The organism is Shewanella sp. POL2, assembly GCF_000282755.1.
GTDB lineage: Bacteria > Pseudomonadota > Gammaproteobacteria > Enterobacterales > Shewanellaceae > Shewanella > Shewanella xiamenensis.
Window position 1 is genome coordinate 79,912 of the sequence record NZ_AKZL01000003.1, and the last position, 24,842, is coordinate 104,753.

At 45.3% G+C, this 24,842-nt stretch carries 25 protein-coding genes; 9 read left to right on the top strand and 16 right to left on the bottom strand.

Annotated features, from left to right (window positions below; all coding sequences use genetic code 11):
• Window position 1 precedes the first annotated feature (1 nt).
• The 3 genes from prs to SHEWPOL2_RS01515 all read right to left on the bottom strand — a co-directional run bounded on the left by prs (window position 2) and on the right by SHEWPOL2_RS01515 (window position 2,987).
• On the bottom strand, window positions 2-889 hold the full coding sequence (prs, locus tag SHEWPOL2_RS01505) for a ribose-phosphate diphosphokinase (RefSeq protein WP_037425319.1): 888 nt from the start codon (window positions 887-889) through the stop codon (window positions 2-4).
• 338 nt (window positions 890-1,227) lie between these two features.
• Window positions 1,228-1,941, bottom strand: coding sequence for an NUDIX domain-containing protein (locus SHEWPOL2_RS01510; protein WP_037425322.1), 714 nt, complete (start codon window positions 1,939-1,941; stop codon window positions 1,228-1,230).
• A gap of 95 nt (window positions 1,942-2,036) precedes the next feature.
• Window positions 2,037-2,987, bottom strand: coding sequence for a pyridoxal-phosphate dependent enzyme (locus tag SHEWPOL2_RS01515; RefSeq protein WP_037425325.1), 951 nt, complete (start codon window positions 2,985-2,987; stop codon window positions 2,037-2,039).
• A gap of 253 nt (window positions 2,988-3,240) precedes the next feature.
• Here SHEWPOL2_RS01515 and SHEWPOL2_RS01520 point away from each other — a divergent pair, with 253 nt between their 5' ends.
• Entirely contained in the window at window positions 3,241-3,648 is a 408-nt protein-coding gene (locus SHEWPOL2_RS01520) for a YccF domain-containing protein (RefSeq protein ID WP_011072069.1), read from the top strand.
• A gap of 98 nt (window positions 3,649-3,746) precedes the next feature.
• Here the strand turns inward: SHEWPOL2_RS01520 and SHEWPOL2_RS01525 are convergent, their stop codons facing one another.
• The 4 genes from SHEWPOL2_RS01525 to SHEWPOL2_RS01540 all read right to left on the bottom strand — a co-directional run bounded on the left by SHEWPOL2_RS01525 (window position 3,747) and on the right by SHEWPOL2_RS01540 (window position 7,393).
• A complete protein-coding gene (locus SHEWPOL2_RS01525; protein ID WP_037425328.1) occupies window positions 3,747-3,977 on the bottom strand; it encodes a hypothetical protein in 231 nt (76 codons plus the stop codon).
• Between the two features lie 116 nt (window positions 3,978-4,093).
• Window positions 4,094-4,846 (bottom strand): transporter substrate-binding domain-containing protein, encoded by a 753-nt coding sequence (locus SHEWPOL2_RS01530; protein WP_037425331.1) that lies wholly within the window; start codon window positions 4,844-4,846, stop codon window positions 4,094-4,096.
• Between the two features lie 315 nt (window positions 4,847-5,161).
• Complete coding sequence (locus SHEWPOL2_RS01535; RefSeq protein WP_037425333.1) at window positions 5,162-6,886, bottom strand: AMP-binding protein; 1,725 nt, start codon at window positions 6,884-6,886, stop codon at window positions 5,162-5,164.
• A gap of 126 nt (window positions 6,887-7,012) precedes the next feature.
• The gene (locus SHEWPOL2_RS01540; protein ID WP_037425335.1) at window positions 7,013-7,393 is read right to left on the bottom strand and encodes a DUF6508 domain-containing protein; all 381 of its coding nucleotides are present in this window, start codon (window positions 7,391-7,393) and stop codon (window positions 7,013-7,015) included.
• A gap of 302 nt (window positions 7,394-7,695) precedes the next feature.
• Here SHEWPOL2_RS01540 and SHEWPOL2_RS01545 point away from each other — a divergent pair, with 302 nt between their 5' ends.
• The 3 genes from SHEWPOL2_RS01545 (at window position 7,696) to SHEWPOL2_RS01555 (ending at window position 10,268) form a co-directional block, all read left to right on the top strand.
• A complete protein-coding gene (locus SHEWPOL2_RS01545; protein ID WP_037417654.1) occupies window positions 7,696-8,157 on the top strand; it encodes an EVE domain-containing protein in 462 nt (153 codons plus the stop codon).
• A 75-nt stretch (window positions 8,158-8,232) separates the two neighbouring features.
• Window positions 8,233-8,565, top strand: a complete 333-nt coding sequence (locus SHEWPOL2_RS01550; protein ID WP_037425338.1) for a hypothetical protein — start codon at window positions 8,233-8,235, stop codon at window positions 8,563-8,565.
• A 443-nt stretch (window positions 8,566-9,008) separates the two neighbouring features.
• On the top strand, window positions 9,009-10,268 hold the full coding sequence (locus SHEWPOL2_RS01555) for a membrane protein (protein WP_037425341.1): 1,260 nt from the start codon (window positions 9,009-9,011) through the stop codon (window positions 10,266-10,268).
• A gap of 120 nt (window positions 10,269-10,388) precedes the next feature.
• Here SHEWPOL2_RS01555 and SHEWPOL2_RS01560 read toward each other — a convergent pair whose 3' ends face one another.
• Together SHEWPOL2_RS01560 and SHEWPOL2_RS01565 are read right to left on the bottom strand one after the other, a co-directional pair.
• Window positions 10,389-11,183, bottom strand: a complete 795-nt coding sequence (locus tag SHEWPOL2_RS01560; RefSeq protein WP_037425344.1) for a TIGR00266 family protein — start codon at window positions 11,181-11,183, stop codon at window positions 10,389-10,391.
• Between the two features lie 148 nt (window positions 11,184-11,331).
• Entirely contained in the window at window positions 11,332-12,246 is a 915-nt protein-coding gene (locus SHEWPOL2_RS01565) for a LysR family transcriptional regulator (RefSeq protein ID WP_037417642.1), read from the bottom strand.
• A 215-nt stretch (window positions 12,247-12,461) separates the two neighbouring features.
• Between SHEWPOL2_RS01565 and SHEWPOL2_RS01570 the strand changes: the two genes are divergently transcribed.
• Complete coding sequence (locus SHEWPOL2_RS01570; RefSeq protein WP_037425347.1) at window positions 12,462-13,622, top strand: homogentisate 1,2-dioxygenase; 1,161 nt, start codon at window positions 12,462-12,464, stop codon at window positions 13,620-13,622.
• Between the two features lie 115 nt (window positions 13,623-13,737).
• The gene (gene hppD, locus SHEWPOL2_RS01575) at window positions 13,738-14,778 is read left to right on the top strand and encodes a 4-hydroxyphenylpyruvate dioxygenase (RefSeq protein ID WP_037425350.1); all 1,041 of its coding nucleotides are present in this window, start codon (window positions 13,738-13,740) and stop codon (window positions 14,776-14,778) included.
• 94 nt (window positions 14,779-14,872) lie between these two features.
• On the opposite strand, the gene SHEWPOL2_RS01580 is transcribed toward hppD, so the two are convergent.
• The 5 genes from SHEWPOL2_RS01580 to SHEWPOL2_RS01600 all read right to left on the bottom strand — a co-directional run bounded on the left by SHEWPOL2_RS01580 (window position 14,873) and on the right by SHEWPOL2_RS01600 (window position 18,548).
• On the bottom strand, window positions 14,873-15,367 hold the full coding sequence (locus SHEWPOL2_RS01580) for an Atu1372/SO_1960 family protein (RefSeq protein WP_037425353.1): 495 nt from the start codon (window positions 15,365-15,367) through the stop codon (window positions 14,873-14,875).
• Window positions 15,364-16,275, bottom strand: coding sequence for a glycine betaine ABC transporter substrate-binding protein (locus tag SHEWPOL2_RS01585; RefSeq protein WP_037425357.1), 912 nt, complete (start codon window positions 16,273-16,275; stop codon window positions 15,364-15,366). The genes SHEWPOL2_RS01580 and SHEWPOL2_RS01585 overlap by 4 nt, the downstream gene beginning before the upstream one ends.
• An 88-nt stretch (window positions 16,276-16,363) precedes the next feature.
• The gene (locus tag SHEWPOL2_RS01590; RefSeq protein WP_037417625.1) at window positions 16,364-16,825 is read right to left on the bottom strand and encodes a VOC family protein; all 462 of its coding nucleotides are present in this window, start codon (window positions 16,823-16,825) and stop codon (window positions 16,364-16,366) included.
• Window positions 16,826-16,849: 24 nt separating this feature from the next.
• Window positions 16,850-18,010: an L-dopachrome tautomerase-related protein gene (locus tag SHEWPOL2_RS01595; RefSeq protein ID WP_050991290.1), complete on the bottom strand. Its 1,161-nt coding sequence runs from the start codon at window positions 18,008-18,010 to the stop codon at window positions 16,850-16,852.
• Window positions 18,011-18,020: 10 nt separating this feature from the next.
• Window positions 18,021-18,548 (bottom strand): YbhB/YbcL family Raf kinase inhibitor-like protein, encoded by a 528-nt coding sequence (locus SHEWPOL2_RS01600; protein WP_239642726.1) that lies wholly within the window; start codon window positions 18,546-18,548, stop codon window positions 18,021-18,023.
• A 357-nt stretch (window positions 18,549-18,905) separates the two neighbouring features.
• Between SHEWPOL2_RS01600 and SHEWPOL2_RS01605 the strand changes: the two genes are divergently transcribed.
• Window positions 18,906-19,334, top strand: a complete 429-nt coding sequence (locus tag SHEWPOL2_RS01605) for a hypothetical protein (RefSeq protein WP_037425360.1) — start codon at window positions 18,906-18,908, stop codon at window positions 19,332-19,334.
• 215 nt (window positions 19,335-19,549) lie between these two features.
• Here the strand turns inward: SHEWPOL2_RS01605 and SHEWPOL2_RS01610 are convergent, their stop codons facing one another.
• The gene (locus tag SHEWPOL2_RS01610; RefSeq protein WP_037425363.1) at window positions 19,550-20,581 is read right to left on the bottom strand and encodes an IS630 family transposase; all 1,032 of its coding nucleotides are present in this window, start codon (window positions 20,579-20,581) and stop codon (window positions 19,550-19,552) included.
• Window positions 20,582-20,855: 274 nt separating this feature from the next.
• Here SHEWPOL2_RS01610 and SHEWPOL2_RS01615 point away from each other — a divergent pair, with 274 nt between their 5' ends.
• Window positions 20,856-21,479: a LysE family translocator gene (locus SHEWPOL2_RS01615; RefSeq protein ID WP_037425366.1), complete on the top strand. Its 624-nt coding sequence runs from the start codon at window positions 20,856-20,858 to the stop codon at window positions 21,477-21,479.
• Window positions 21,480-21,587: 108 nt separating this feature from the next.
• On the opposite strand, the gene SHEWPOL2_RS01620 is transcribed toward SHEWPOL2_RS01615, so the two are convergent.
• A complete protein-coding gene (locus tag SHEWPOL2_RS01620; protein WP_037425369.1) occupies window positions 21,588-22,856 on the bottom strand; it encodes a GNAT family N-acetyltransferase in 1,269 nt (422 codons plus the stop codon).
• 109 nt (window positions 22,857-22,965) lie between these two features.
• Between SHEWPOL2_RS01620 and ggt the strand changes: the two genes are divergently transcribed.
• On the top strand, window positions 22,966-24,705 hold the full coding sequence (gene ggt, locus SHEWPOL2_RS01625; RefSeq protein ID WP_037425373.1) for a gamma-glutamyltransferase: 1,740 nt from the start codon (window positions 22,966-22,968) through the stop codon (window positions 24,703-24,705).
• Window positions 24,706-24,842 lie beyond the last annotated feature (137 nt).

Here is a 24,842-nt window from a genome sequence, read left to right on the forward strand (position 1 = left end):
CTTAATGATTCATAAAACGCAAAACAGCGTGGCAATGACAGAACTCGCTCGAAATATGTGTGGGGACACCTAAACTATCGGTACAAAATAATCTGTCTATGCCCGCCTCACGCAGAGCCGATTCGCAGGCCTTATCTTCATAATGTGACACGATCAAAATGACGCTTTGGGCCCCTTTTTGCTTTAACTTGATGGCAAGTTCGATAAAGGTTCTGCCACCAGCACAAATATCATCGACGATTAAGCAGGTTTTACCCGATAAATCATCACAAAACACTTCAGTAGCGATAATATGACCATTGACCACATCACGATGTTTATCGGCCCTGATCACCGGCATTCCCTGTAACGCCTTAGCTAAGCCGAATACTTTCTTATTCGCCCCCGCATCAGGCGAAACTAACACTAGATCACCGGTCAATTGAGCTGCAATCGCGGCGACAAAGCTGTGGTTGTCAATAACTTGCACTCGGTCTAATAATGCCGCGGTGACATCGCTGTGCGGGTCAAAAATACTGACTGAAGCATATTGCTGCTGATTAATCAGGCTGGCATAGACTTTTACCGATAAGGCCTCGCCCACATTACAGACTCTATCTTGGCGGGCGCCCGGCATATAAGGCAGTAACAGATCGATCTGCTCTGCACCGCTGCGGCGTAATGCATCAGTTAACAATAAGAGTTGCATGATGGATTGATCGCCACGATAACCGAAAAAAACTGTGACGCGTTTCGCTGGAGGAACCCGCAGTTGAACATGATTCTCCCCCGCACCAAATTGAAATAAACGGTAATTAGCCTCATCGCTAGCGGCGGGAAGTCGATAAAAATCAGCTTGCTGATGTGGTGAGTTAACTGTGCCTTGATGCATTTGAATACCTAGAGACATATTCACCTCCTGTCTGTGCAAGATCGCTGTGATATACAGCAATCTTGTTGTCTGCAAGCAATAGTGTCTTATAGACACTAATATGTAAAGTTGATTTTTAGACTATTTTTTATCGGATAATACTAAGGAATATACCTAAATTGCATATATTGTCCTTAAGACACTAAGTGCAATTTAGCTATGATAATGGGGAAATGGATATCGAAAAGTAAAGAATGGACGTATTACGACAACATCGACGGCTACATAAACCCTGATAACTCAAGCTAACTGTATGTACCGTATAATCTGTCACTATTATTGCTATGGGCAACCACTTTAAGCGGCAAACACTTTGACTAACATTCTAGATTTCTTAAGAATCGATACGATGCCGTATCCGACTTCAAACGGTATAAATTGGCTGGACGGCCACGTTCAGTACGTTTTAAGCCCGTATCAATCAATAAATCGGCCTGCTCAACCCGTCGACGGAACGATTTACCTTGGATAGGCTTACCCAGTAATACTTCATGCACATGTTGCAGCTCTGGCAAGGTAAAAGGTTCAGCCAGCGCAAAGCCTGGCACTAAAGAATATAAGGCTTTCTGAGTTAAACGTTCCCGCGCTTGCTCAATTAATTGCAGATGATCAAACGCCAAGGGCATCTGTAACACATCCTCTAATGGCCACCACTTAACATCACTCACTGAATCAATCTGGGTTTCGCAGGCTTGATAACTCATCAACGCGGTATAACACACGGTCACCGACCAGCCTCTCACGTCGCGGTGACTATTACCGACAGTGCAAAGCTGCTCAATATAAGGTGGCACTACCGCCGTTTTTTCCTGCAATTTGCGTAACACCGCTTCCTCTAGGGATTGATCGGAATGTTCATCGATAAATCCTCCGGGTAATCCCCAAAAACCTAAAAAGGGATGATTTGAGCGTTGTACTAAGAGTACTTTAAGTTGCTGATCATGATAGGTAAATAATACGGCATCAACCGTCAGTAGCTGAGCCTTAAAAGCCTTAGGATCGTAATTGGCGAGATATTCCGCTTCAGTCATGAGTATTTTCCATCGTTTGACGTCGTAAGCTTAACTTAGAGATTACGTCGCTTCAAACATATTATGTCTTAGCGTCACTAAGTAAATCATCTGCTCTATAGGGTCGTACGACTTTTACCAAATTTACGCAAATAACGTGGCAACATGGTTTCATTTCCAAGCAAACCACCTTGATGGATATACATCACAGGGCTTGTGCCCCACTGCGGTAAATATTTTTCTAACACCATAAAACCTAAGGGATCGTAGAGTAATTCAAATTGAATACCTGAGGCGCAAATCCGCTGCCACATGGCATAAAACTCAGGATAGAGTTTACCAAAGTGGTATTTCTTCCCCACATTCAAAATCTGTGGATGCTCAGCAGCGTTAGGATTTAACTCATAAAACTGCTGCGCTAAATACTCATCGCCACCGACAACCGCGCAGGTAAGCACTCGAATGTGACTTTGCTTACGCACAAAATATTGGTTTAAAAATAATGCCGTGGTTCCCGTTCCCGCAGGTAAAAACACTTTCAGTTCAGTCAGTCCCTGTTGCATTGCCCAAGTCTCAATTTCAACGGCTAACAGACTGACACCATACTCCGCATACTGACAGCGCCCGCCTTCCGGAATAAATAAAGCGTCAGGCTCAGCAGCCAAAACTTGATGCTCAATGTAGTCATGACAAGTCCACTTAGACTCAGGTTGAAGAAAAGGATTAACTGCTATCAGGCTTGATAAATCAATAACCTGTGTGCCATTGGCGATAGCTGCGGCATAGTTCCCTGTCGGTAAAGTCAGTACGTGGCTAGCAATATGGTCCACATAAAAATCACACTGCCAGCCTTTGAGTTTGGCGAGCGCCGACAGCGAATACAGTGAATTAGCCTGCGCGGAGCCATGACCAATCACCTTAGTCACACCAGCAAAATCATGGTCTAGAAAATAGGCAAACTTACGCGCCTTATTACCACTAAAAGCAGGATGTAATAGATCATCTCTTTTAAGAAAGATCTCTCTACCTGCAAAAGAAAATGATTCGACGGGACTATTAGCTAGCATTTATTTACTCAAGGGAAGATAAGGTGTTTAGTGTAACGCGGGCTTGGCTAAATTCTTCCTAAGAATTAAGGAAATTCACGAAATATTAGCTTAACTCACAATCCGTAGAGGTATAAACTATAATATGCCATTGATTATTAATGAAAAATATTTTGGCATAATTCTCGCTTATGACATTTAAGCATCAATTAATAATTTCGAGTGTGGATGTTGTTTCTGTCGCACAGATTTTGGATTCGATAAGGAGTTTTCAATGTCATTACTACGGTTAATTTTCAATATTGCTTGGTTTGTCCTTGGTGGATTTGTGATGGGCCTAGCCTGGTGGCTTGCGGGGATTTTGTGTTTTATCAGTATTATCGGTATTCCCTTTGGTCGCGCCTGCTTTGTGATTGGTGAATTGACCTTCTGGCCCTTTGGACAAGAACAAATGAATCGCCGTCATTTAACTGGCCGTGAAGATTTAGGAACAGGTGCCTTTGGCATGGTGGGCAATATCATTTGGTTCTTACTGTTTGGGATTTGGTTGGCTATTGGTCATTTGGCCCATGCTCTTGCCTGCTTTGTGACGATTATCGGTATCCCTTTCGGGATCCAACATCTTAAGCTGGCGCTGTTAAGCCTAACGCCGATTGGGCAAACCATAGTAGCGAAAGCGTAATAACCATGATCGTCAAGGTGTAAGGCATATTACTCAGCACTACTCAGCATAGGTGGGTAGTGCTGATGCATAGTTCGGCAGCGATTGCACTAATTCTGCTATTCATTGAGTAAATCAGTGCTATCAGCAAACTGATCACCCGCATCCTGCTCCGGTGAGCAGATGATTTCAAAGAGATAATGCGCCAGTTTAGCTGACGCATCTATGGTGATGTCATAACCACAATAGGCCAACACAACTAAGTCGACCTTAAAATATTGTACCAATACCCTGCTGGTTTGGATCTTGACTAACCCATCGCGATCACCCGACAAAATACTTACTGGCACACACAAACATGCTGAGCAGTGATAATGAAATGCCGCCCACAACTGATTACTCGCGGTGTTAGACAAAATGATGAAAAACTTGCCTTCTCACAGCTTTGGTTATGTGCAAAATAGCATTACTGACTTAAGGCTTCTTGTTGAAATAACAAATCGCCCATAATGCTATCAATATCGAGCTTCGCTAAACCTTGATCAAAAATATCCCGCCAACGCCGCCCCTCTTCTGTATTACGAAACGCGACATAAAGTTGTTTATTGGCAATCAGTTGTCGATTGACCTGTAACTTATCTGCGAGCGGCTGAAGGTGGGGTTGTTTAAGTAGATAATGCAGCACATTAATATCAATCACAGCGCCGTCAATACGACCAGCCGCCACCTTTTTGATATTTTGCTCATCGGATGTTGCCGCTTCAACAGGTTGACTCCCTGAAGCAATCATTACATCCAGCGAGTCGGTATTCACATAATCCTGCACAATACCTAAAGTATAACGATTCAAATCGGCTAAATGATGCCAACTAATGGGACGGGATTTTGGCTCAACAATACCTAATGGGCCAATACCAATCGGTTTAGAAAAAATAAACTTATCGGTTTCAAAATAATATTCTGGAAAATAGCCAATGTAGTCAGAGCCCGGCATAACGGCTAATTTAATCGCGCGGCTCCAAGGGTAAAAATCCACGATAAGTTGTTGTTCCATTTGCTCAAACGCCGCCTTAGCCACCGCAACACTCGCGCCTTGGTGCTGGAGTTGATAGCCGGAATACGGCGGCCAAAGTAATGACGTTAGCTTCAGCGTGTCTGCAAATGTCGTATTTGCCACGGTTAATAGGCAACTAAACATCAGTGGGCACCAGCGGATCATAATGCCTCCATCAAAGACTCATCTATTAATCGCTAAAAAAACAAATAGCTCATCGGTTTAACTCTATTCAGTATAATCAGCCATACCTATAGGTACAGCGAATATTTGTTATCTGTTTAGCCTTGTAGAACCACGCTAAGACAGCAATGCTCGGAGTAGGCAGAACTATCGCCGCCAAAAACGACATCTTTACGACAAGGGGAAGACTGAAGGAAAACCTGATGGTCATGCGACAATGTTTTCCTTAAGCACAGATGGCCATATAAAAATAAACCCAAGCGTTCGGGCTTGGGTCGGTTTGAAAGTTTATGCCTTTTAGGCATTAATATCTTCGTACAGCTCTTGATACATCAGCTCGCGCATTTTAAATTTTTGGATTTTACCCGTAACGGTCATCGGGTATTGGTCCACAAATTTGATATAACGTGGCACTTTAAAATAGGCGAACTTTTCGGTAAGGAAATGACGAATATCCTCCTCAGTAATCGACGCCCCTGAGCGGACTTTAATCCACGCACAGACTTCCTCACCATATTTATCACTGTGGACGCCAAACACCGCGGCATCCTGCACATCTTTGTGGGTATAGAGTTTTTCTTCAATTTCTCGGGGATAGATATTCTCGCCCCCGCGAATAATCATATCCTTAATCCGCCCCACAATTTGCACGTAACCTTGCTCATCCATTTGGCCAATATCGCCCGAATGTAACCAACCTTCACTGTCAATTGTGGCGGCGGTTTTTTCAGGATCATTCCAATAACATTGCATGATGCAATATCCTCGGCTACAGACTTCACCGGGCTGATTAATCGGCAGCACTTCGCCAAACTCATTGACAATTTTCACTTCAGTATGGGGTAACGCCCGACCAACGGTGAGAACACGCTTCTCCACTGGAGAATCGATTTCAGTAATGTGATTTAACGGACTGCACTCGGTTTGGCCATAGCCGATTAACACCTCCTGCATGTACATCAACTGCTGTACACGACGCATAACCTCTTCAGGACAAGTCGCCCCCGCCATCACGCCCGTACGCAACGAACTGAGATCAAAACGTTTAAATTCAGGATGTTCTAACTCGGCAATAAACATGGTGGGAACACCGTGCAGTGCGGTGCAGCGCTCACGCTCAATCACTTCTAAGGTCGTGAGAGGATCGAAAGAATCCCCCGGGAATATAGCTGCTGCGCCCTTAGCCAAGCAAACGAGATTACCTAGCACCATACCAAAACAATGGTACAAAGGTACGGGGATACAGAGCTTATCATCACAGGTAAACCTCATTGCCTCGGCCACTAAATAACCGTTATTCAAGATGTTATGGTGCGATAAGGTCGCCCCCTTTGGGCTACCCGTTGTGCCAGAGGTAAATTGGATATTAATCGCATCATAGGGGGTGAGTTCATTGGCAATACGCGCAAGCATTGCTTTATCATCTTCGCTCACCTCGACTAATAAGTCATCGAAGTTCAACATGCCGGGAGACTTTTCAGCTCCCATGCGGATCACAAATTGCAACTCTGGTAATGCCTTAGCCTGCAATTGACCCGCAGCGCACTGCTTAAGTTCAGGCGCAAGCTCGTAGAGCATCTGCAAGTAGTTGCTGGACTTGAATTTATCAGCGCAGATCACCGCGCGACAACCCACATTAGTCAAGGCATATTGTAATTCTTCAGGGCGATAAGCGGGGTTAATACACACCATGATGGCGCCAATTTTGGCAGTAGCAAATTGGGTTAAACACCACTCAATATTATTGGGTGACCAAATACCGACGCGGTCCCCTGGACCTATGCCTAATTTGAGTAAACCTGTTGCAAGCGCGTCGATTTGTGCAAGATATTGACGGTAATTCCAGCGAATATTTTGATGGTTAACGACAACGGCTAACTGTTCGGGATAGGTGTTAGCAATATCGTTAAGGTATTGTCCTATGGTTTTTTCAACAAGTTTTGGGGCGTTAGCTCCCCGAAACTCACTATATTTAAGTGGACTAGTGGGTTGATTTGTTGCTTGAGTCTTTGAAGCAGACATTAAGGCCTCCGTGCTTTTTATTATGGTTAGCGTGGTCAAAACTAACCAATCCACGGAACATGTCACAAGTAAAAAAATCCAGTATTAGACTAAAGAGTAAGGTCACTCCCTTTCCCTAAAACCCGATTAACGGCTCATAAATGCATCCTGGTTATTGGATGTTGGTCCCTCTAGACACTGCAGACGCTCCATAATCGCCAGTAGCACTCCTTGGCGGCGCATATTCTCTAACACCCCTGGGCTAAAAACCTCTAAACGTGTCATTGCGGTCAATAATAGGCGACATTGGGCCACACTGGCATCACGGATATAAGCGGGCTTATCCACCAAGTAACTGTTATTATAACAATAATCCCAAGTAAAATTAGCAAGTAACCAGCCCTGAGCGGTTAAATCGCTAATAAATTCCAACATGCGATCACGGTGTAAACTCGCATCACCTGCGGTGAAATCCTTAAGATATTTAGTGTATAAACCACAGTCTGTCGTCATTGTTGAAGCTTCCATAGCACACCTCACTGATTTCAACATTACTCTTGTTTATAAGTCAGGGATTGAAAAATTCGCTTGGGCTTAACCTAAACTCGTCAACTTTGCTTGTATTGAGTTGTGATATTGCATTGCTGCAATTGCAGCATCAGTCATACCAGACTCGATAGTGATGACAGGGTAAGCGGTGTTAACTGAACACTGACTTAACGGTTCAAAATACGCAGCCATCAATACAGTTAACTGGGAGGTCAGTAAAAACTAAGATAAACTCAAGGAATTAACGCGATAAGACTGTTATTTCAGTAAAAGGACACAAAATGAATTACTGGCTTATGAAATCGGAACCCGACGAATTTAGTATCGAAGATCTTAAAGCAAGGCCTAATCAAACCGAAGCTTGGTTTGGGATCCGTAACTACCAAGCACGTAACTTTATGCGCGATGCCATGCAAATAGGCGATCAGGTCTTCTTCTATCATTCAAGCTGCAAAGTACCTGGTATTGTCGGCATTGCTGAAGTGGTAACGAACGCCTACCCGGATAGTACGGCCTTTGATCCAGAATCAAAGTATTTTGATCCTAAGTCAGATCCTAGCAACCCAAGATGGCTAAGGGTCGATATTCGCTTTGTGGAACAATTCAAAGAAATCATTCCTCTCAGCTTAATTAAAAGCTTGCCGCAGTTAGCTGATATGTACCTAGTATCGAAAGGCTCACGGCTAAGTATTCAACCCGTTACCGCCGAGCAATGGCAAGCCGTACTGATGCTCAGATGTTAATGACATATATTCAGCTAAAGTTTATTTAAGCTAAGCTAGATTGGCCCTAACAATGCAATACCCAAGGAAGTGAGTATGAATAAATTAACTGCAACACTAATGGGTGGGGTCGTGCTCAGTCTGCTAGCCCCGTCGGTCACTTTGGCGAAACCTGAACATGACAAGAGAGATACTGGCTTACCTCCTGGCCTACAGAAGAAAGTAGATAAGGGTCAGCCTCTCCCTCCAGGTTGGCAGAAAAAACTGCACCGTGGTGATATCTTAGATTACGATATTTATGACCGCGGACGTATTGTTGTGCCCTTAGATAGAGAGGGAAGGATCAGTATCCAAGTCGAGGGTGCAATTATTAAATTGGATGAAAAGAGTCGCAAGATCCTCGATATCGTCAATATCATTACTGATTAGTGCAGATCATTCGTTGGCAAGCTCAACTATTTTTGAGAGTGCCAACATTTTAGCCAATGCTTTTATCTCACCTTAAGTTGATTCCGATAACTACATCGTTATCGGCACATTAATAACAAGTGTTACATCTAAGCAACATGCTGATATTTATCATATCTTTACGCTCTGCTGTTTGGTCGAAAATCGGTAGGATGTTAGACTCTGCAACTATGAAGCTGCGCATAAATATAAGATGAAACGGCTGCCGTGGCGTGCAATAACTGAAGCCGTATCGATGCTAAGCATCTTAAAACCTTCGCGTACAACACAGCTTCAACTCAATAAAACAAGCATCAAAAAAGCCATTGTGTCACCAATCTAATGGGATGATGCGCTTGAAGCATAAGCCGAATTGCATGCATTCCATCCACATAATGATCGCAAACTAACGCTGGATTTTGAATATGGAACAAACTTCACTTCAACGGGTTAAGCAAGCGATTGTTACAGGTTTTTGGGCATCGCTGGCCAGTATTGTCGTGGGTTTTCTATTTAAACTTTGGTTAGCACAATGGGTAGTCAAAGCCGATCTTGCACTCTATCACACTGTTATCGATATCATTTCGTTATCGCTGATCCTGATGACAGGGTTTCGCTCTTCTATGGTAGTAACCTACTCTCAAACCAAGCAAGATGTGGATATCACTAATATATTCCGCTACAGCTTAATCGCAATGGTGCTGCTCGCGTGGGGCGTTGTGTTGCCTTATATCAAACACAAACTCCAGCTTAATGTAGAATATTTTCAATTGGTTGGCATTATTTTGAGTATGGGGCTCAAGGTCTATTTTACCAATCAAATTGCCATGTATCGGCTATATGCCATCTCCAATCGAGTCACTTGGTTAGAGCCACTCGCGCAAGTGACCAGCTTTTTATTCTGTTTTTATGGGTTACAACAAACTGCCATTGCATCACTCTTTTACAGTATGACACTGTCATCACTCATCGTTGCCTTCTATATGTACTTCAAACGGCGCAAGGATATCGCCACTCCGCCCTTAACTGCGGTGCATTTTGATACGGATTTACGCAATTTTATGAAGAAAAGTCTGACCGCCTCGATGGAAGCGGGTGCCAGTATCTTGATGATTTACATTACAGTACTACTGACTATTGCTTATTTCAGCATAGACGAATTGGGTGATTTCCAAGTGGTAGTGCGGCCGATGATCACATACCTCACCCTGCTTTTTGTCTTCCCCATTTACCGTTTTGTACTACCCGAAGTCGCAGTGTGCGTGCGAGAAAAACGCTTTGAAGAGGTTCAGCAAATCAAATCATGGCTGACAAAGGTTTCGTTGTGGGTCAGCGGAATATTTTTCGTGATGATGTTATTCGCAAGTAAGCCATTGGTGGCTTGGTTATTTCCTGAGCAATACCTTAAAGCCGCTCCGGTATTAATGCATTTCTCCATGTTCTTTATCTTTATGATGCTTAATGGCTATCAGTTAGCCAATCTCAAAGCCCATGGCTATTTTACCCAAAGCCTACTCATACGCCTTAGTGGTATCGTCGTACTGATTGGTACTTTCTACGCTTATCGATTGTATACAGAAAATGTTGTGGCGGTGATTTTGGCCTTAGGCACAGGTTATTTAATGATGTATTTGATATCAAGACAGGTTGAAAGGCGCATTCAGCAAGCTCTTAAACACAAATAAAAACCGCTTAAGCAAACCAAAAACGACAATAAAAGGCATCCCATAAGCTAGTTTGGGATGCCTGACCAATAGAAAGCGCGATTACTCGAGTGTGCAGTTTATGTCGATTTGACCGATATCTTAACGGCCATCAATCATACGACCAAGACCGCCGAGGACTGAACCTTCACCGCGGTCGCTACCGCCAGCAGAAGGGGCGTGAGCAATAATGCGATCGGCCATACGCGAGAACGGCAGACTCTGCAACCATACCGTGCCATGGCCCTTTAAGGTCGCTAAAAATAACCCCTCGCCACCAAAAAACATCGATTTTAATGAGCCTGCGCGCTCAATATCATAGTCAATGCCTGGGGTAAAACCGACGAGACAACCGGTATCGACCCTTAAGGTTTCACCTTTCAGTTCCTTTTTAATCAGCGTGCCACCCGCATGGATAAACGCCATGCCATCGCCTTGTAAGCTCTGCAGAATAAAACCTTCACCACCAAAAAAGCCTGTACCTAAACGGCGGTTAAACTTCATGCTAACGCGAGTTCCGAGGGCCGCAGCGAGAAAACTGTCTTTCTGGCAAATCAGCTCGCCACCATATTGGGCGAGATCGATAGCTAAAATAGTACCGGGATAAGGCGCAGCAAAGGCGACTTTGCGTTTTTGATGCCCGAGGTTAGTAAAGTGCGTCATAAAGATGCTCTCACCAGTCAACGCCCGCTTACCCGCTCCCATTAATTTGCCAAAAAAGCCTGAATCCGGCTCTGAACCATCGCCCATTTTGGCCTCGAAGCTAATATCCTGCTCCAGATAATTCATTGCCCCCGCTTCGGCAATCACAGTTTCGTTGGGGTCAAGTTCTACCTCAACCAACTGCATACTGTGGCCGATGATTTCATAATCCACTTCATGACAACGTCTAGACATACGATTCCCCTTTATTCTGTCGGTCCTTATTGACTGGGCGTACTACATCCACATCGCCCACTTCTGTGAGTCACTTTATGACATAAAATGTCAAAAGGCGATTACTTTTATTGTTCTCGTTGTTTCAAATCATTTCGTAATATGAGGTTTATCCTAATCCAACGCCGTTAAACTGCTCTGCTTTTGCAAATTCCTCTAAAATCAACTCAGTAAATAGCTTACCCGCACGCCCTAGGGGCCGCTCAAGAGTCGACACTAATTGGGGGATAAAGGTATAACGACTGCCACCGACAAAGTCGACCTCCACCAACTCACCGCTCAAAAGTTCCTCTTGCACTAAAAAGTCTGGCAGCCAGCCAAAGCCGAGTCCTTTTAATAACGCATTCTTTTTCATAATAAAACCAGAAAGATAAAACACTTTATCGCCGCCGAATTGCAGCTCATCTCGATAGGTTTTATTGGGAGAGGAATCTTCGATAGTCAACTCAACGTGCTGCTGTAACTCGGATAAACTGATTTTGTTTAATTGTGCCAACGGATGTGACGCGCTAGTCACCAGTACGCTAGTAATCGCTGGCAGCGGCTGTGGGTGATAATAGGGGCCGGTGCGGTAGTCTTTAACCAACATCAGATCCGCATTATCACGTTCGAATCTATGCTGCACACCGCCCAAAAACTCCATATTAAGCTGAATTTTTGTCGGGATTTGATGCTCAGCCATTCGTTTCAGCGCCGTCATAATCGGCTCCATCGGCAAGGCGCCATCGATCACTAACTCAAGTTTTGGCTCCCAACCTTCACTAAAACGACTGGCTAGATGTTCAATATTGGCAAGGTGTTGCAGCAATCTTTGACCTTCAGCCAAGATCACCCGCCCTTCACTTGTCAACTCTGCTCGGTATTGGTCACGGCTAAAAAGCTGCACACCTAAATGTTCCTCTAGCTTTTTAACCTGATAGCTCACCGCCGATTGCGCCTTATGCAAACGCTCGGCAGCCTTAGCAAAACTACCCTCTTCCACCAGCACTTGCAGCACATTAAAAGCATCAATATCGATGCGCATGGGGACTCCTTAGCCGAATAAAAATGTCACGCAATCGCTACGAAGCGTAAAGTAGTTAATACCATCTATTTTTTAGATTGAGATGACAGATTTATTATTCTTTTTTTGTTCATCTAAGCAACTAAATTGATAAGAAGATCACAGTAATGCAACTTGCAACATAACAATAAGCGCTGTAGGCACAGCTCACAGCGCATAAAACTCAAGGATCCACCATGCCATTTTATGTGAAACAAGGCCAAGTACCCCATAAGCGCCATATCGCATTTGAGAAGGAAAACGGCGAGCTATACCGTGAGGAGCTGTTTTCAACCCATGGTTTTTCCAATATTTACTCGAATAAATATCACCACAATATGCCGACGAAGGCATTGGAAGTCGCGCCCTACCACCTCGGTCACGGTGCCCAATGGGAAGATTCATTAGTCCAAAACTATAAACTGGATTCGCGCACAGCCGATCGTGAAGGCAACTTCTTTAGCGCCCGCAACAAAATCTTTTATAACAATGATGTGGCACTTTACACCGCAAAAGTCACCCAAGACACGCCGGAGTTTTACCGTAATGCCTACGCCGATGAAGTAGTGTTTGTACACGAAGGTGAAGGCACGCTCTACAGTGAATATGGCACCCTAGAGATTAAAAAATGGGACTACTTAGTGATCCCACGCGGCACTACGCATCAGCTCAAATTTAACGATTACAACAATGTACGTTTATTCGTGATTGAAGCCTTTTCAATGGTGGAAGTGCCTAAGCATTTCCGTAATGAATACGGCCAGTTACTTGAATCAGCGCCCTACTGTGAGCGCGATCTACGCACGCCAGTATTGCAAGCTGCCGTAGTTGAACGCGGCGCCTTCCCGCTGGTGTGTAAATTTGGCGATAAGTACCAGCTTACAACGCTAGAATGGCATCCCTTTGACCTTGTAGGTTGGGACGGTTGTGTTTACCCCTGGGCATTTAACATCACCGAATACGCGCCTAAAGTTGGCAAAATTCACTTGCCGCCGTCAGATCACTTAGTGTTTACCGCCCACAACTTTGTGGTATGTAACTTTGTGCCGCGCCCCTATGACTTCCATGAGCGCGCCATCCCCGCGCCTTACTACCACAACAACATTGATAGTGACGAAGTGCTGTACTACGTCGATGGCGACTTTATGAGCCGTACCGGGATTGAAGCTGGCTACATTACCCTACACCAAAAAGGCGTAGCGCACGGCCCGCAGCCCGGCCGCACCGAAGCCTCGATTGGCAAAAAAGAAACCTATGAATATGCAGTGATGGTGGACACCTTCGCCCCACTGAAACTAACCGAACATGTGCAAAATTGCATGAGTAAAGACTACAACCGCTCCTGGCTAGAAAACTAAATCTGCACAGCAGAACTAGTGAAGGGTTTATTAACTAAGCAACTAGCCGTAAGTCACCACCGTAAACAAGGCAAAAAGAGTGACTGCGTGTTGAATTAATCAAGAGGAACAGATCATGGCAAGCGAACTTAATCCATTGGGCCTACTCGGTATCGAATTTACCGAATTCGCCAGCCCCGACAGCGATTTTATGCACAAAGTGTTTATCGATTTTGGTTTTTCACTGCTGAAAAAAGCCAAGAATAAAGATATTTTGTACTATAAACAAAATGATATTAACTTCCTGCTCAATAAGGAGCGCGAAGGGTTTTCGGCAGAATTTGCCAAATCCCACGGTCCTGCTATTTGCTCTATGGGCTGGCGTGTGGAAGATGCAAGCTTTGCTCACCGCGTAGCGGTGGAGCGCGGCGCCAAAGCGGCCGATGATTCGGCTAAAGATCTGCCCTATCCGGCGATTTATGGTATTGGCGATAGCTTAATTTATTTTATCGACACCTTTGGTGCCGACAACAATATCTATGCCACTGACTTTGAAGACTTAAGCGAGCAAGTCATCACCCAAGAGAAAGGCTTTATCGAAGTCGATCACTTAACCAATAACGTCTATAAAGGCACCATGGAGCATTGGGCGAACTTCTACAAAAACATCTTTGGGTTTACTGAAGTACGTTACTTCGACATCAGCGGCGTACAAACCGCACTGGTGTCCTACGCCCTGCGTTCACCCGATGGCAGTTTCTGTATTCCGATTAACGAAGGTAAAGGCAACGATAAGAACCAAATCGATGAATACCTGAAGGAATACAATGGTCCAGGTGTACAACACTTAGCCTTTAGAAGCCGCGATATCGTTAAATCTCTGGATGCAATGGAAGGTAGCTCGATTCAATGCTTGGATATTATTCCCGAATATTACGACACCATTTTCGATAAAGTCCCGCAAGTGACCGAAAACCGTGAACGTATCAAGCATCACCAAATTCTGGTGGATGGTGACGAATCAGGCTATTTATTGCAGATCTTCACTAAGAACCTGTTCGGCCCAATTTTTATCGAAATCATTCAACGTAAGAACAACTTAGGTTTTGGTGAAGGTAACTTTACAGCCCTGTTCCAATCGATTGAACGCGATCAAATGCGCCGCGGCGTACTGTAACAACAGTGAGCGAGATAGATTGAATGATGCCGCTCGCTTTACTGCGAGCGGCATTTTTATCGCTAAGCTTTTTAACCGCAAACATGGGTTAGGTTTATGCCGTCTGCTGTGCGAGTTGAGAATCCTCATGTAACTCGGCAAATAAATAGACCAAACATAAACTGTTTAACGGCATGACGGGGTTAGTCCAAATCATTCGACTGTGGCGCCCAGCTTCGCCGAAAATCTCGAGCAATAAATCCGAAGCGCCATCGAGTGCTTTAGGATGTTCAAAGCAAGATTGATGAACATTTAGCACCCCTTCTAAGCGGTAAATTTGTTTTATTCGCGACAGCTCACCACAAGCCTGTTTCAATTGCGCGATGGCATTTAGGGTAGCAAGACGACAGGCCGCGTAACCTTCACCAACAGTATGATCTGCGCCCAATTGTCCTTGATACTTAAGCTTTCCCTGTAAATAGGGAAACTGACCCGAAGTCATTAATTGGCTACCAACAATTGAATAAGGTTCGTAATTTCCAAGCGCCGCTGCAACTTCAGGTAATTCAAGCCCAGCAGCCACTAACCGCGATTCGGGAGTGTTCATCATAATGTCATCTCCGAAGAAGAGGTATTAGTAGGATTAAGCAGCGGAGCTAACCACGTCGTCAAATGCGAAGGATTGGCTTCCAGCCAGTTCGCAGCGGCCTCATCTTCCGTCATTCCTTGTCGATTAACCGCATAATCGAGTTCTGCAACAATTTGATTCGATAACACTATGCTATCAAGTACTTGAATTTGCGCCGGCGAGAAATTAATCACTAACTCGCGTTCACGGGCCAGCAAAACCGCTTTATCTTTTCCCCCGAGTAACCCTTTTGAGTCCTGAAGATCACGAATACCATATTGATGGTGTAAAAATTGCGGATGCCACAATGGCACAATGACCCAGTCCCGTACTGACACTGCCGATTCAAATGCCGCCACACAATCGGCCTGAGTACCCGTTCTAAACTGATAACCTGCCGCAGTTAATCCATATTGCGCCATGATATTTTTAGAAAAACGGGTGATACCTGCCCCCTCACCAATACCTTGAATAATCGGCCGCATCCGTTGTTTTACCTCAGGTTTAAGCAAGTCTTCAATACGTGAAACCGCATCTTCAGGCACATAATCTGGTACACCCCAAAGTGCGTAAGGCTCATAATGTAGCCCTAATTCACGCGTTGCGGCTTGAGTCTCAACCTCCTGCCGATACACGCCATGACTGTGAGGTAACCAAGCCGAGCAAAGCAAATCTATCTGCCCAAGCTTGAGCCGATTAAAATTGGCCTCATGCAGGGCATAACTTAGCTCAACTTGTTTGCCCATCCGTCGCATTACTTGGGCAACAACTGCCGCCGTTACCCGATGAAAGCTTAAATCCGTTACACCTAAACGAATTGGCATTGTGTGATGATGGGCATGTTGGTCATTACATAATTGTTTTTGTTGAAGATCATCGATTAAGTTCATTGCTATCGCTCCAAGGGAAAACAAGCTAGATGAGGCAACACGCCCACGGTTATCAATTGTGCTATCGTGCGAGATCGCCTTGCGACATTTAGGCTGATCCCTCAGGCAAAATTGCCAGTCTTTCCATCGCGACACCCACGATGGCGTTATCTCTTGCATAGGGAAAAATCATTTCCACCGTAATGCCATTGGGATCTTCAATAAATAATTGATGCTCTCCAATCTCTGGGACAATTCGCTCCCTAAATGGGCATTGTTGTCGGCATAGATGCTGCTGCATTTGGGCCAAATTCGTCCCCCGAAAAGAAAGGTGATCAACCCGACCCGAACCAAACAGTGCACTGCTCTCGCCCAAATAAGCATCTAACGCTCGACTGCCAACTTCCACTAAATGCAAAATAGGTTTCTCTTGCGCATAAAGCCAATGACCAGGAAAACCAAACCGTGGCCGCCAACCTTGCGTTAAGCCAAGGATGACTTGATAAAACTGAACCGTTTCAGCCAATATCGGGGTACGGATCGTAAAGTGGTCTAATCCAACAATATTCATGTGATTTACTCCTGGTTTTAACAGTTAGTTACCCGGAACGCCGGCAGCTAATGGCTTAAAGCGGAAGATATAATATGGTGGACGATTTTCTGCTTTGCCATTGTTTAATGCAGCGGACAGCGGCAGTTGGGCAGCGCCAGTATACAGGTAGCCCTCTTTGCCAAAGCTCACACCATCAGGCCACACCATGCGCTCGTCATGCACATAGGTTTGATATTGGCGACCCGTGGCAGGGATAATGCCGATAGCGCGCTCACCCACATCGGTTAGATAAAGATTATCTACTGAATCAATGCTTAACCCGCCGTTATTTGGCTTATCCGCGTATTCTTCAACCTTGGCGGACAGCGCCTTCGGGCTGAGATCCGGGTTAAGTAGATCTGCCATCGCGACACGATAGACTTTGTCCTTATTCATCGGCGCAAAATAAAGCCAATGTTGGGCATTGTCTAAGGCAATACCATCGGCGCCAACAAACACGTCAATACGCTTTGGATTGGCACTGGTACTATCAATAATCAGCGGTCGCTTCAGATCAGGCATCACGCTAGTATCCCCCTGTAATACACGCCGACTCTTACCCGTGGTTAAATCCACGACAACTAAGGCAGCCTTATCACCAACAGGACCCGTTGCAATACCTTCATCAGCAATCACAATCGCTTGATGACGGTTTGAAATAACAAAGTCATTGTGCTGCGATTCAGGAATAGACACAGGGAATGGCAACGGAATAATCCGGTCTAATTGATTTTTACGGGTATCCCATGCCACCAACTTAGGCTCAATTCTGGGTTCAGCTTGGCCAGAATCGAGCAACCATACTCGGTCCCGATCGTCGGTTCGCAAACCTAAAACCCAATTTAAACAAGTATTAGGATCTTTCGGTTTTCCTTGAGGATCATGACATTGTTGCCAATCTGAATTAGGAAATGGGTTTACTTTGCCATCTGCCAACAATTCACCCACCTTGACTTTAGGTTGATAAAAAGGGTGATAACTAAAGATAAGCCTATCGGTTGAGGTAAAACTAATGCCGCCAACAGCACCATCAAGCGTGGCATAAACCTCAGGTTGCGCCTGTGGTATTGCCGCTTGCTGAGCCATCAGGTTAGGTGAGATAAATGCTTGGCCTGTTAACATGACGAGCGAAGCGATGAGGGGGTGATAAGAATTAAATTTCATAAGCTTGCTCCTATTTTGAACCCGCTAATACAGTCAAGTTTGCTTCAGCTAGGCGATGTTGCCATAGATAAAAACCCACTAAGGCGGGACTAGCATTGGCGTCAATCGGTAACTTCGCAACATCCAAGGCATGCACTGTCCATACATATCGGTGTTCACGTCCCTTAGGTGGGCAAGGGCCAAAAAATCCTGGCTTACCTAAATCCGTATTGGCCTCAATCGCCTCAGCGGGTAATGTTCCTCCATTTACCCCACCTTCCAATTGATTGATTTGTGATGGAATGTTGTAAACTACTCGATGCCAGAAACCACTACCAGTGGGGGCATCTTTATCATAAAAAGTGACCGCAAAACTTTGAGTACCTTTTGGGGCGTGTTCCCAGGTTAACTTTGGAGCCAGATTGGCACCCGAACAACCAAATTGATTCCAATAATAATCGGCCGGAATAGAGGCATTAGGTGTTAAATTACTCTGCAAGCTAAACGTTGTAGCGCTATCTAATGAAGTCGTTTTAATGGGCTCATCTTGCGCACTCATGCTTGCCGGACTTAATAACATAGCACTGGTTATAAGAGACAATTGAAACAAATAAGCAGTAGAAAATCCTTGTATCATCGTATTCACTCACTATAGAAATAGAATTGTGAACAAGCATAACCTGAGTTCTTAGTTTGATAAGTCACGCTTTATTGATATTAGTTTCAAAAATTATTAGATAATCTCTTAAGGTATTTTTTAATTGAATAAGTTATGCTGCAAATTAATCACTAAATCACATCAACATAATTTACCGTATCTCGCGGCCATAAAACTGCAATGACACTTAATATGACCTTTAATGCTTAGGCTGCTTTCTATTCAGCTGCTTTCTATTCAAAAAATGAGGAAAAATCCATGTATCAGCCTTGGTTTCCACTTAATACTCCGCTAAAGCCCTATCCACTAGTTCATTGCCAACTAGATAATCTTTCATTAACACTTAGTTGGCAGCAAGACTCTGTGACCATGACAATCCATTTCGATACCATTGCGGGATTACAGGTAGTTGATGAATCAAGCTATCAGACTTATTTGAGTCATGTTGGTAATCGTAATATTACCTTTCCGTTAGATGAAGACCTAAACATCAGCGCAAAAAGCAGTGAATATTTTAGGTTGCCATGGCCGATATGGAAGTCGGTAAAAAATACCCGGCTTGATTGTTATGGTGAGCTAGGCAAACACATTTACACTCAGTTATACAGTTATTATATTGTTAGCCAAGAATGCGTATATTTAATTGATACCGAATGCGAACCTGAAGTTACACAATTGCTCATTTAAACATAATTGATTATTTTAAAAGCACTGTTTTAAAAGTCTTATTTCAATATCAGCCTAATTGGGTTCACGGTTAATCACATGTAAAAACGCGAGCATAGCCTGCTCATCTTTAAACGATACGATTACAAGAGACTTGTTTACAGGAAATCCTATTTAAACAAGCCATAACCGTTCTTTTCGTAAATTGGACTACTAAATAGCTGATCCGAATACTGCTACATTTTCGCCGTGCCATGCCCACTGCCAGGAAATGGGGAAACGGTTCCCATAAAATGCCATACCATGCCAAGCAGTTCCCGTATGTTCCTGCAAGCGTGATTGCGGGTTACCGTTTCATGCAGTGCGAGCCATAAGCGTTCTATCTTGTTGACCCACGGCGAGTATACCGGCTGAAATAGTAATCTGAATTTGGGATTATGCTTGAGCCAAGCTACGGTCTTACGGCTCTTATGAATAATGTAATTGTCCAGGATGAGCGTGATGGTTTTGGCTTTGCGGTAATGACGCTTAAGCTTCTCCAACATGGCAATAAACAGCTCTGACGCTTTGCTATCGCTGCTTACATAAAGCACTTTTCCGGTGCTGGCATGCAGGGCTCCAGCTATGTAATGCTTACGGTTGTTGCCTGGGGTGACAACGCGTTTTTGTTGTCCTTTTGGCATCCAATCTGCCCCGATTTTTGGGTTCAAGTCGATGTCTACTTCATCTTCATAGAAAACCGGATGCTCGACGCAACACTGCTCAAGTGCCTGATTTATCGCGGCCATTTTCTCCTCTTTGTGTGGGTCTTTGATACGCAATGTCGGAGCCGAGCGGCGCCAGACCATTCCTGCTTTAGGTAGTAATCGGCGGACGGTGGATGCAGCGATGTTGAGCTTAAGCTGTGCATTAATCACCATGGCAAGCAGTTCACTGCTCCAGCGGCTACGTTGGTAACCAGAGTCCTGTGGGCATAGCTGAATAAGCAAAGATAGACAGAGCAATATGGGGTCTATGGGCAAGCTTGCCGGCCGTCCCAGCGGCAGAGATTTAAGCCCATCAACGCCGCTTTCGGTATACCAGCCTAACCAACGACCAATACTGGAGCGTGCTGCACCAGTAGCATGATGAACGTCAGTAATCGACAGCCCTTGATGCAGCATCAGCATAGCGATAAGGCGTCGAGCGAAGTGTTTATCCTTGGTTTTATGGATCAATTTCTGTAGTTGTTTGCGCTCTGCGCGACAAAGTGGTGGTAAGATGGCCATTCTCAGTCCTCGGCGAGTGGTGGGTTTGTTTGGCGATAGATCAGATCGCTCAAACAGGACTGAGTTCCCTTCCTTTGATCTACTATTTGGAACAGCTATTTAGCTCTTGGTAATCATCCTGATGGCTTACTCCTCCCTCATTCGAAACAGAGAGTTAGCGGTAAGTAACCCCATTCAGCCATAGAAAAAGAAACATCATCCTGTCTACGTTGGCTAACTTAAGCATTTTCATTACACTAGCGTTCCAGTTAATTTCATATAGACCGCTTAGACCATGCCAGACTTTGCCTTACTCGCTGTTTTTATTCCGACGTTCTTTTTTGTTTCTATCACCCCGGGTATGTGTATGACACTCGCCATGACACTCGGGATGAGCATTGGTGTGCGCCGCACCCTGTGGATGATGCTCGGCGAGCTTATGGGAGTTGCCTTGGTCGCTACGGCGGCAGTCATGGGCGTGGCCAGCATTATGCTTAACTACCCTGAGGTTTTTCAGATATTTAAATGGGTGGGCGGCATTTACTTAGGCTATATCGGTGTGCAGATGTGGCGTGCTCGAGGCAAGATGGCGATGCTCAGCGATGATGACACTAATCCAAGAGCCAGTAACTTTACCTTAATTTCACAGGGCTTTATTACCGCCATTGCCAACCCTAAGGGTTGGGCGTTTATGGTGTCGCTCCTGCCGCCCTTTATTAATGCCGAGCGCGAAGTCGCGCCGCAACTCCTTGCTCTACTGAGTATTATTATGGTGACAGAGTTTACTTCTATGTTGGCCTACGCTAGTGGTGGCAAAAGTTTGCGGATCTTTTTAAGTCGCGGCGATAACATTCGTTGGCTAAATCGTATCGCCGGCAGCCTAATGATTGGTGTTGGGATCTGGTTAGCGATGAGCTAATCAAACATGCCGTCTTGAGTCATATGTGCTTAGCACATCACTTTTTGTATAGCATCATTCGCGTCGCGCCAACGGATTTGTTGACGCGATGTTTTACGTTTATGGTGGCTATTGGCCTTTTTTATAGGGCAATACCTCACGCATCTGCTGCATATACACTTCCATTTGCGCAGCTTCCTCATCGGTAAAATGCGCAATCGCCCGCTTAAATTCAGGATGGGCAATATTGTGGTAGGAATAGAGCGCCACAGGCTCGAACCCTCGCAGTACTTTATGTTCGCCCTGCGCGCCTGCATCAAATAGACCAATGTTATGGGCGATGCAATATTCGATGCCCTGATAATAACAGGCCTCAAAGTGCAATCCCTCAAGCTCGACAATACTGCCCCAGTAACGGCCAAACAGGCACGTCTGCCCTTGCTCGTTGCGGCCCGTAAAATACAGCGCGCCCGCAATCATCTGCCCTTTTGCATCACTTACCACCAACAGCACAATCTGTTCGGCCAAACGCTCGGCGATCATGTAAAAAAATGTCGGGGTTAAGTAGCCGCGATGGCCGGATCGTTTAAGGTAGGTTAGTTGATAACATTCAATAAAATGCTGCCATTGCTGACTGCTAATCTCCGCTCCCGCAACAAACTCATATTGCAAACCATAGGGCTGTAATTGGGCGCGCTCCTTAAGGATATTTTTGCGCTTACGGGAAGTGAGCGCCGCTAAAAAGGTTGCAAAATCTTTATAGCCACGGTTATGCCAATGAAACTGAGTGCTTAGACGCCGAAGGGCGGTGTAATTCGATGCCTCAGTAAATAGTGCTTGCTGCGAAGACGAGACAAATAAACTATGCCAAGAGGACATAGGCGTATCCGCATTCGCTAATTGCCCATTTAAACAAGACAATACGGCAAGACTTAGCTGCTGCGCCTCCTCTGCCAAAAGCGTAGGCGACAGCCCCATCCGCCGCCCTTGCACTGGGGTAAACGGTATGGCATTTAATAATTTAGGATAATATTCAAGGCCATGACGCTCATAGGCCTGCGCCCACGCCCAATCAAACACATATTCGCCATAGGAGTGGGATTTTTGATAAAGCGGCATCAATGCTAGCAGCGGTAAAGTCATAAAATCTGCGGCATCTTTTGGACTAATGATTACAGTATCAGGCGCTAATTCTTGTGCAAATTCACTGCCGGTGGCGTCGAAAACACACAGATGATGTGGACGCCACCCCGTGGCGGCGCAGGCAGACAAACTCTCCTCTAAGCTCAGTAAATAGGCATGTCGGACAAAGGGATTATCCCTCCCCATCAAGCTATCCCAATTATCGGCGTCAATACTCTGCACCGCGCTGGCAAAGGCCAAAATCAGTTGTCTCATGAGTTGAATTCTTATCCGTTAAACACACTAAGCCAAGATCCAAGGTTGCAATTAAGCCTAATACTCGGCACATTGCATAGTCATAATGAAAATAAATTCAGGATTGAATATGCACCGCGCAGTACCTTTTAGACCTCTAATTCTCGCCATCGCCATGGCACTGCCTTTATTGTCTTCGCCCACTCTCCATGCTGAAGAGCCTTCGATTTTCAGCCAAATGGCCACGGCACAACCCGTATGGGCAAAACATGGCATGGTCGCCAGCCAAGAAACCTTGGCCAGTCGCACAGGGGTTGAAATCTTGAAACAAGGCGGTAATGCCGTCGATGCTGCGGTGGCGGTGGCATTCAGTTTAGCGGTTACCTTACCCCGTGCTGGCAATATTGGCGGCGGTGGCTTTATGCTCGTTCATCTGGCCAAAGAAAATAAAACTATCGCTATCGATTATCGGGAAATGGCGCCATCAAAGGCGAAAAAAGACATTTTCCTCGATGAGAATGGCGATGCGGTGACTAAATTAAGCCGTGAACATGGCCTTGCTGTCGGTGTACCTGGCACCGTAATGGGCATGAGTTTAGCCCTTGAAAAATATGGCACTATGACCATGGCACAGGTCACTGCGCCCGCCATCAAAATGGCACAAGAAGGGATTAGCGTTAGCCCAGATTTGGCTGTATCCCTTGCAGGCTTAAAGCGCCGCATGAGTCAATGGCCAAGCACGGCAGCCATCTTCTATAAGGCCGACGGTAGCGACTTCCAAGTGGATGATATTTTAAAGCAGCCAGAACTCGCCCACTCCCTGCAACTCATCGCCGAGAAAGGCACCAAAGGGTTCTACGAAGGTGAAACCGCAGAAAAGCTGGTTAAGGCCGTGCAAGAAGCTGGCGGTATCATGACCTTAGAAGATCTAAAACACTACAAAGCTGTTGAGCGTGAACCCGTTCGTGGTCAATACCGAGGATATGAGGTGGTTTCGATGCCACCGCCATCTTCAGGTGGTGTGCATATTATTGAAATGCTTAATGTGTTGCAGCAATTCCCTATCGATAAATTCGGTCACAATACGGCGCAAACTATCCATGTGATGGCTGAAATCATGAAGCATGCCTACGCCGATCGCAGCGAATACTTAGGCGATCCCGATTTTTATAAAGTGCCCGTCAAGCAACTAACGGATAAGGACTACGCCCAAAAAATTGCCAGCCAAATTGCCCTGAACAAAACAACGCCAAGCGAAGAAATCAAACCCGGTAATCTAGCGCCCTATGAGAGTGACCAAACCACGCACTTCTCGGTGGTCGATAAATGGGGTAATGCGGTGTCCAACACTTATACCTTAAACTTCAGCTACGGCTCGGGCTTAGTCGCCAAAGGCACGGGGATTTTACTCAATAACGAAATGGATGATTTTTCCGCAAAACCAGGCACCCCTAACGGTTATGGCTTAGTCGGTGGCGATGCCAACGCGGTAGAAGGTAACAAGCGTCCATTAAGTTCAATGAGCCCCACCATAGTGATGAAAGACGGCAAACCCTTCTTAGTAACGGGCAGCCCAGGCGGTTCACGCATCATTACCACCACGCTGCAAATCATTATGAACGTAATTGACCACGGCTTAAACATTGCCGAAGCCAGCAATGCTGCGCGGGTACATCACCAATGGCTCCCCGATGAACTGCGGGTCGAGACCAGCCTGAACCGCGATACCATTTCATTACTCGAAGCCAAAGGCCATAAGGTGAGTGTGCAATCGGCCATGGGTAGCACTCAATCCATTATGGTGACAGACCAAGGGATATTTGGCGCCACCGATCCCCGTCATTCAGGTAGCGAAGCCGTCGGTTACTAATCGCTGATTGGCATACAAGTGATATATAAAAAGGCAAGGAAGCCATGGATTGGAGCGATAAGGCTAAGCGCAAAGCTGCTGGATATTGAGCATTCAAGCTAAGCCGCGATAATGACTCTCAGCAAGAGTCAAGCAAA

Bases quoted from the DNA above. Each gene is read 5' to 3' on its own strand.
- prs (WP_037425319.1), bottom strand. From the start codon at position 889: ATGTCTCTAGGTATTCAAATGCATCAAGGCACAGTTAACTCACCACAT.
- SHEWPOL2_RS01550 (WP_037425338.1), top strand. From the start codon at position 8,233: ATGAATAAATTAACTGCAACACTAATGGGTGGGGTCGTGCTCAGTCTG.
- SHEWPOL2_RS01545 (WP_037417654.1), top strand. From the start codon at position 7,696: ATGAATTACTGGCTTATGAAATCGGAACCCGACGAATTTAGTATCGAA.
- hppD (WP_037425350.1), top strand. From the start codon at position 13,738: ATGGCAAGCGAACTTAATCCATTGGGCCTACTCGGTATCGAATTTACC.
- SHEWPOL2_RS01600 (WP_239642726.1), bottom strand. From the start codon at position 18,548: ATGAGTGCGCAAGATGAGCCCATTAAAACGACTTCATTAGATAGCGCT.
- SHEWPOL2_RS01530 (WP_037425331.1), bottom strand. From the start codon at position 4,846: ATGATCCGCTGGTGCCCACTGATGTTTAGTTGCCTATTAACCGTGGCA.
- SHEWPOL2_RS01560 (WP_037425344.1), bottom strand. From the start codon at position 11,183: ATGTCTAGACGTTGTCATGAAGTGGATTATGAAATCATCGGCCACAGT.
- SHEWPOL2_RS01515 (WP_037425325.1), bottom strand. From the start codon at position 2,987: ATGCTAGCTAATAGTCCCGTCGAATCATTTTCTTTTGCAGGTAGAGAG.
- ggt (WP_037425373.1), top strand. From the start codon at position 22,966: ATGCACCGCGCAGTACCTTTTAGACCTCTAATTCTCGCCATCGCCATG.
- SHEWPOL2_RS01615 (WP_037425366.1), top strand. From the start codon at position 20,856: ATGCCAGACTTTGCCTTACTCGCTGTTTTTATTCCGACGTTCTTTTTT.
- SHEWPOL2_RS01605 (WP_037425360.1), top strand. From the start codon at position 18,906: ATGTATCAGCCTTGGTTTCCACTTAATACTCCGCTAAAGCCCTATCCA.
- SHEWPOL2_RS01540 (WP_037425335.1), bottom strand. From the start codon at position 7,393: ATGGAAGCTTCAACAATGACGACAGACTGTGGTTTATACACTAAATAT.
- SHEWPOL2_RS01510 (WP_037425322.1), bottom strand. From the start codon at position 1,941: ATGACTGAAGCGGAATATCTCGCCAATTACGATCCTAAGGCTTTTAAG.
- SHEWPOL2_RS01570 (WP_037425347.1), top strand. From the start codon at position 12,462: ATGCCATTTTATGTGAAACAAGGCCAAGTACCCCATAAGCGCCATATC.
- SHEWPOL2_RS01565 (WP_037417642.1), bottom strand. From the start codon at position 12,246: ATGCGCATCGATATTGATGCTTTTAATGTGCTGCAAGTGCTGGTGGAA.
- SHEWPOL2_RS01520 (WP_011072069.1), top strand. From the start codon at position 3,241: ATGTCATTACTACGGTTAATTTTCAATATTGCTTGGTTTGTCCTTGGT.
- SHEWPOL2_RS01595 (WP_050991290.1), bottom strand. From the start codon at position 18,010: ATGAAATTTAATTCTTATCACCCCCTCATCGCTTCGCTCGTCATGTTA.
- SHEWPOL2_RS01610 (WP_037425363.1), bottom strand. From the start codon at position 20,581: ATGGCCATCTTACCACCACTTTGTCGCGCAGAGCGCAAACAACTACAG.
- SHEWPOL2_RS01590 (WP_037417625.1), bottom strand. From the start codon at position 16,825: ATGAATATTGTTGGATTAGACCACTTTACGATCCGTACCCCGATATTG.
- SHEWPOL2_RS01555 (WP_037425341.1), top strand. From the start codon at position 9,009: ATGGAACAAACTTCACTTCAACGGGTTAAGCAAGCGATTGTTACAGGT.
- SHEWPOL2_RS01620 (WP_037425369.1), bottom strand. From the start codon at position 22,856: ATGAGACAACTGATTTTGGCCTTTGCCAGCGCGGTGCAGAGTATTGAC.
- SHEWPOL2_RS01580 (WP_037425353.1), bottom strand. From the start codon at position 15,367: ATGATGAACACTCCCGAATCGCGGTTAGTGGCTGCTGGGCTTGAATTA.
- SHEWPOL2_RS01535 (WP_037425333.1), bottom strand. From the start codon at position 6,886: ATGTCTGCTTCAAAGACTCAAGCAACAAATCAACCCACTAGTCCACTT.
- SHEWPOL2_RS01585 (WP_037425357.1), bottom strand. From the start codon at position 16,275: ATGAACTTAATCGATGATCTTCAACAAAAACAATTATGTAATGACCAA.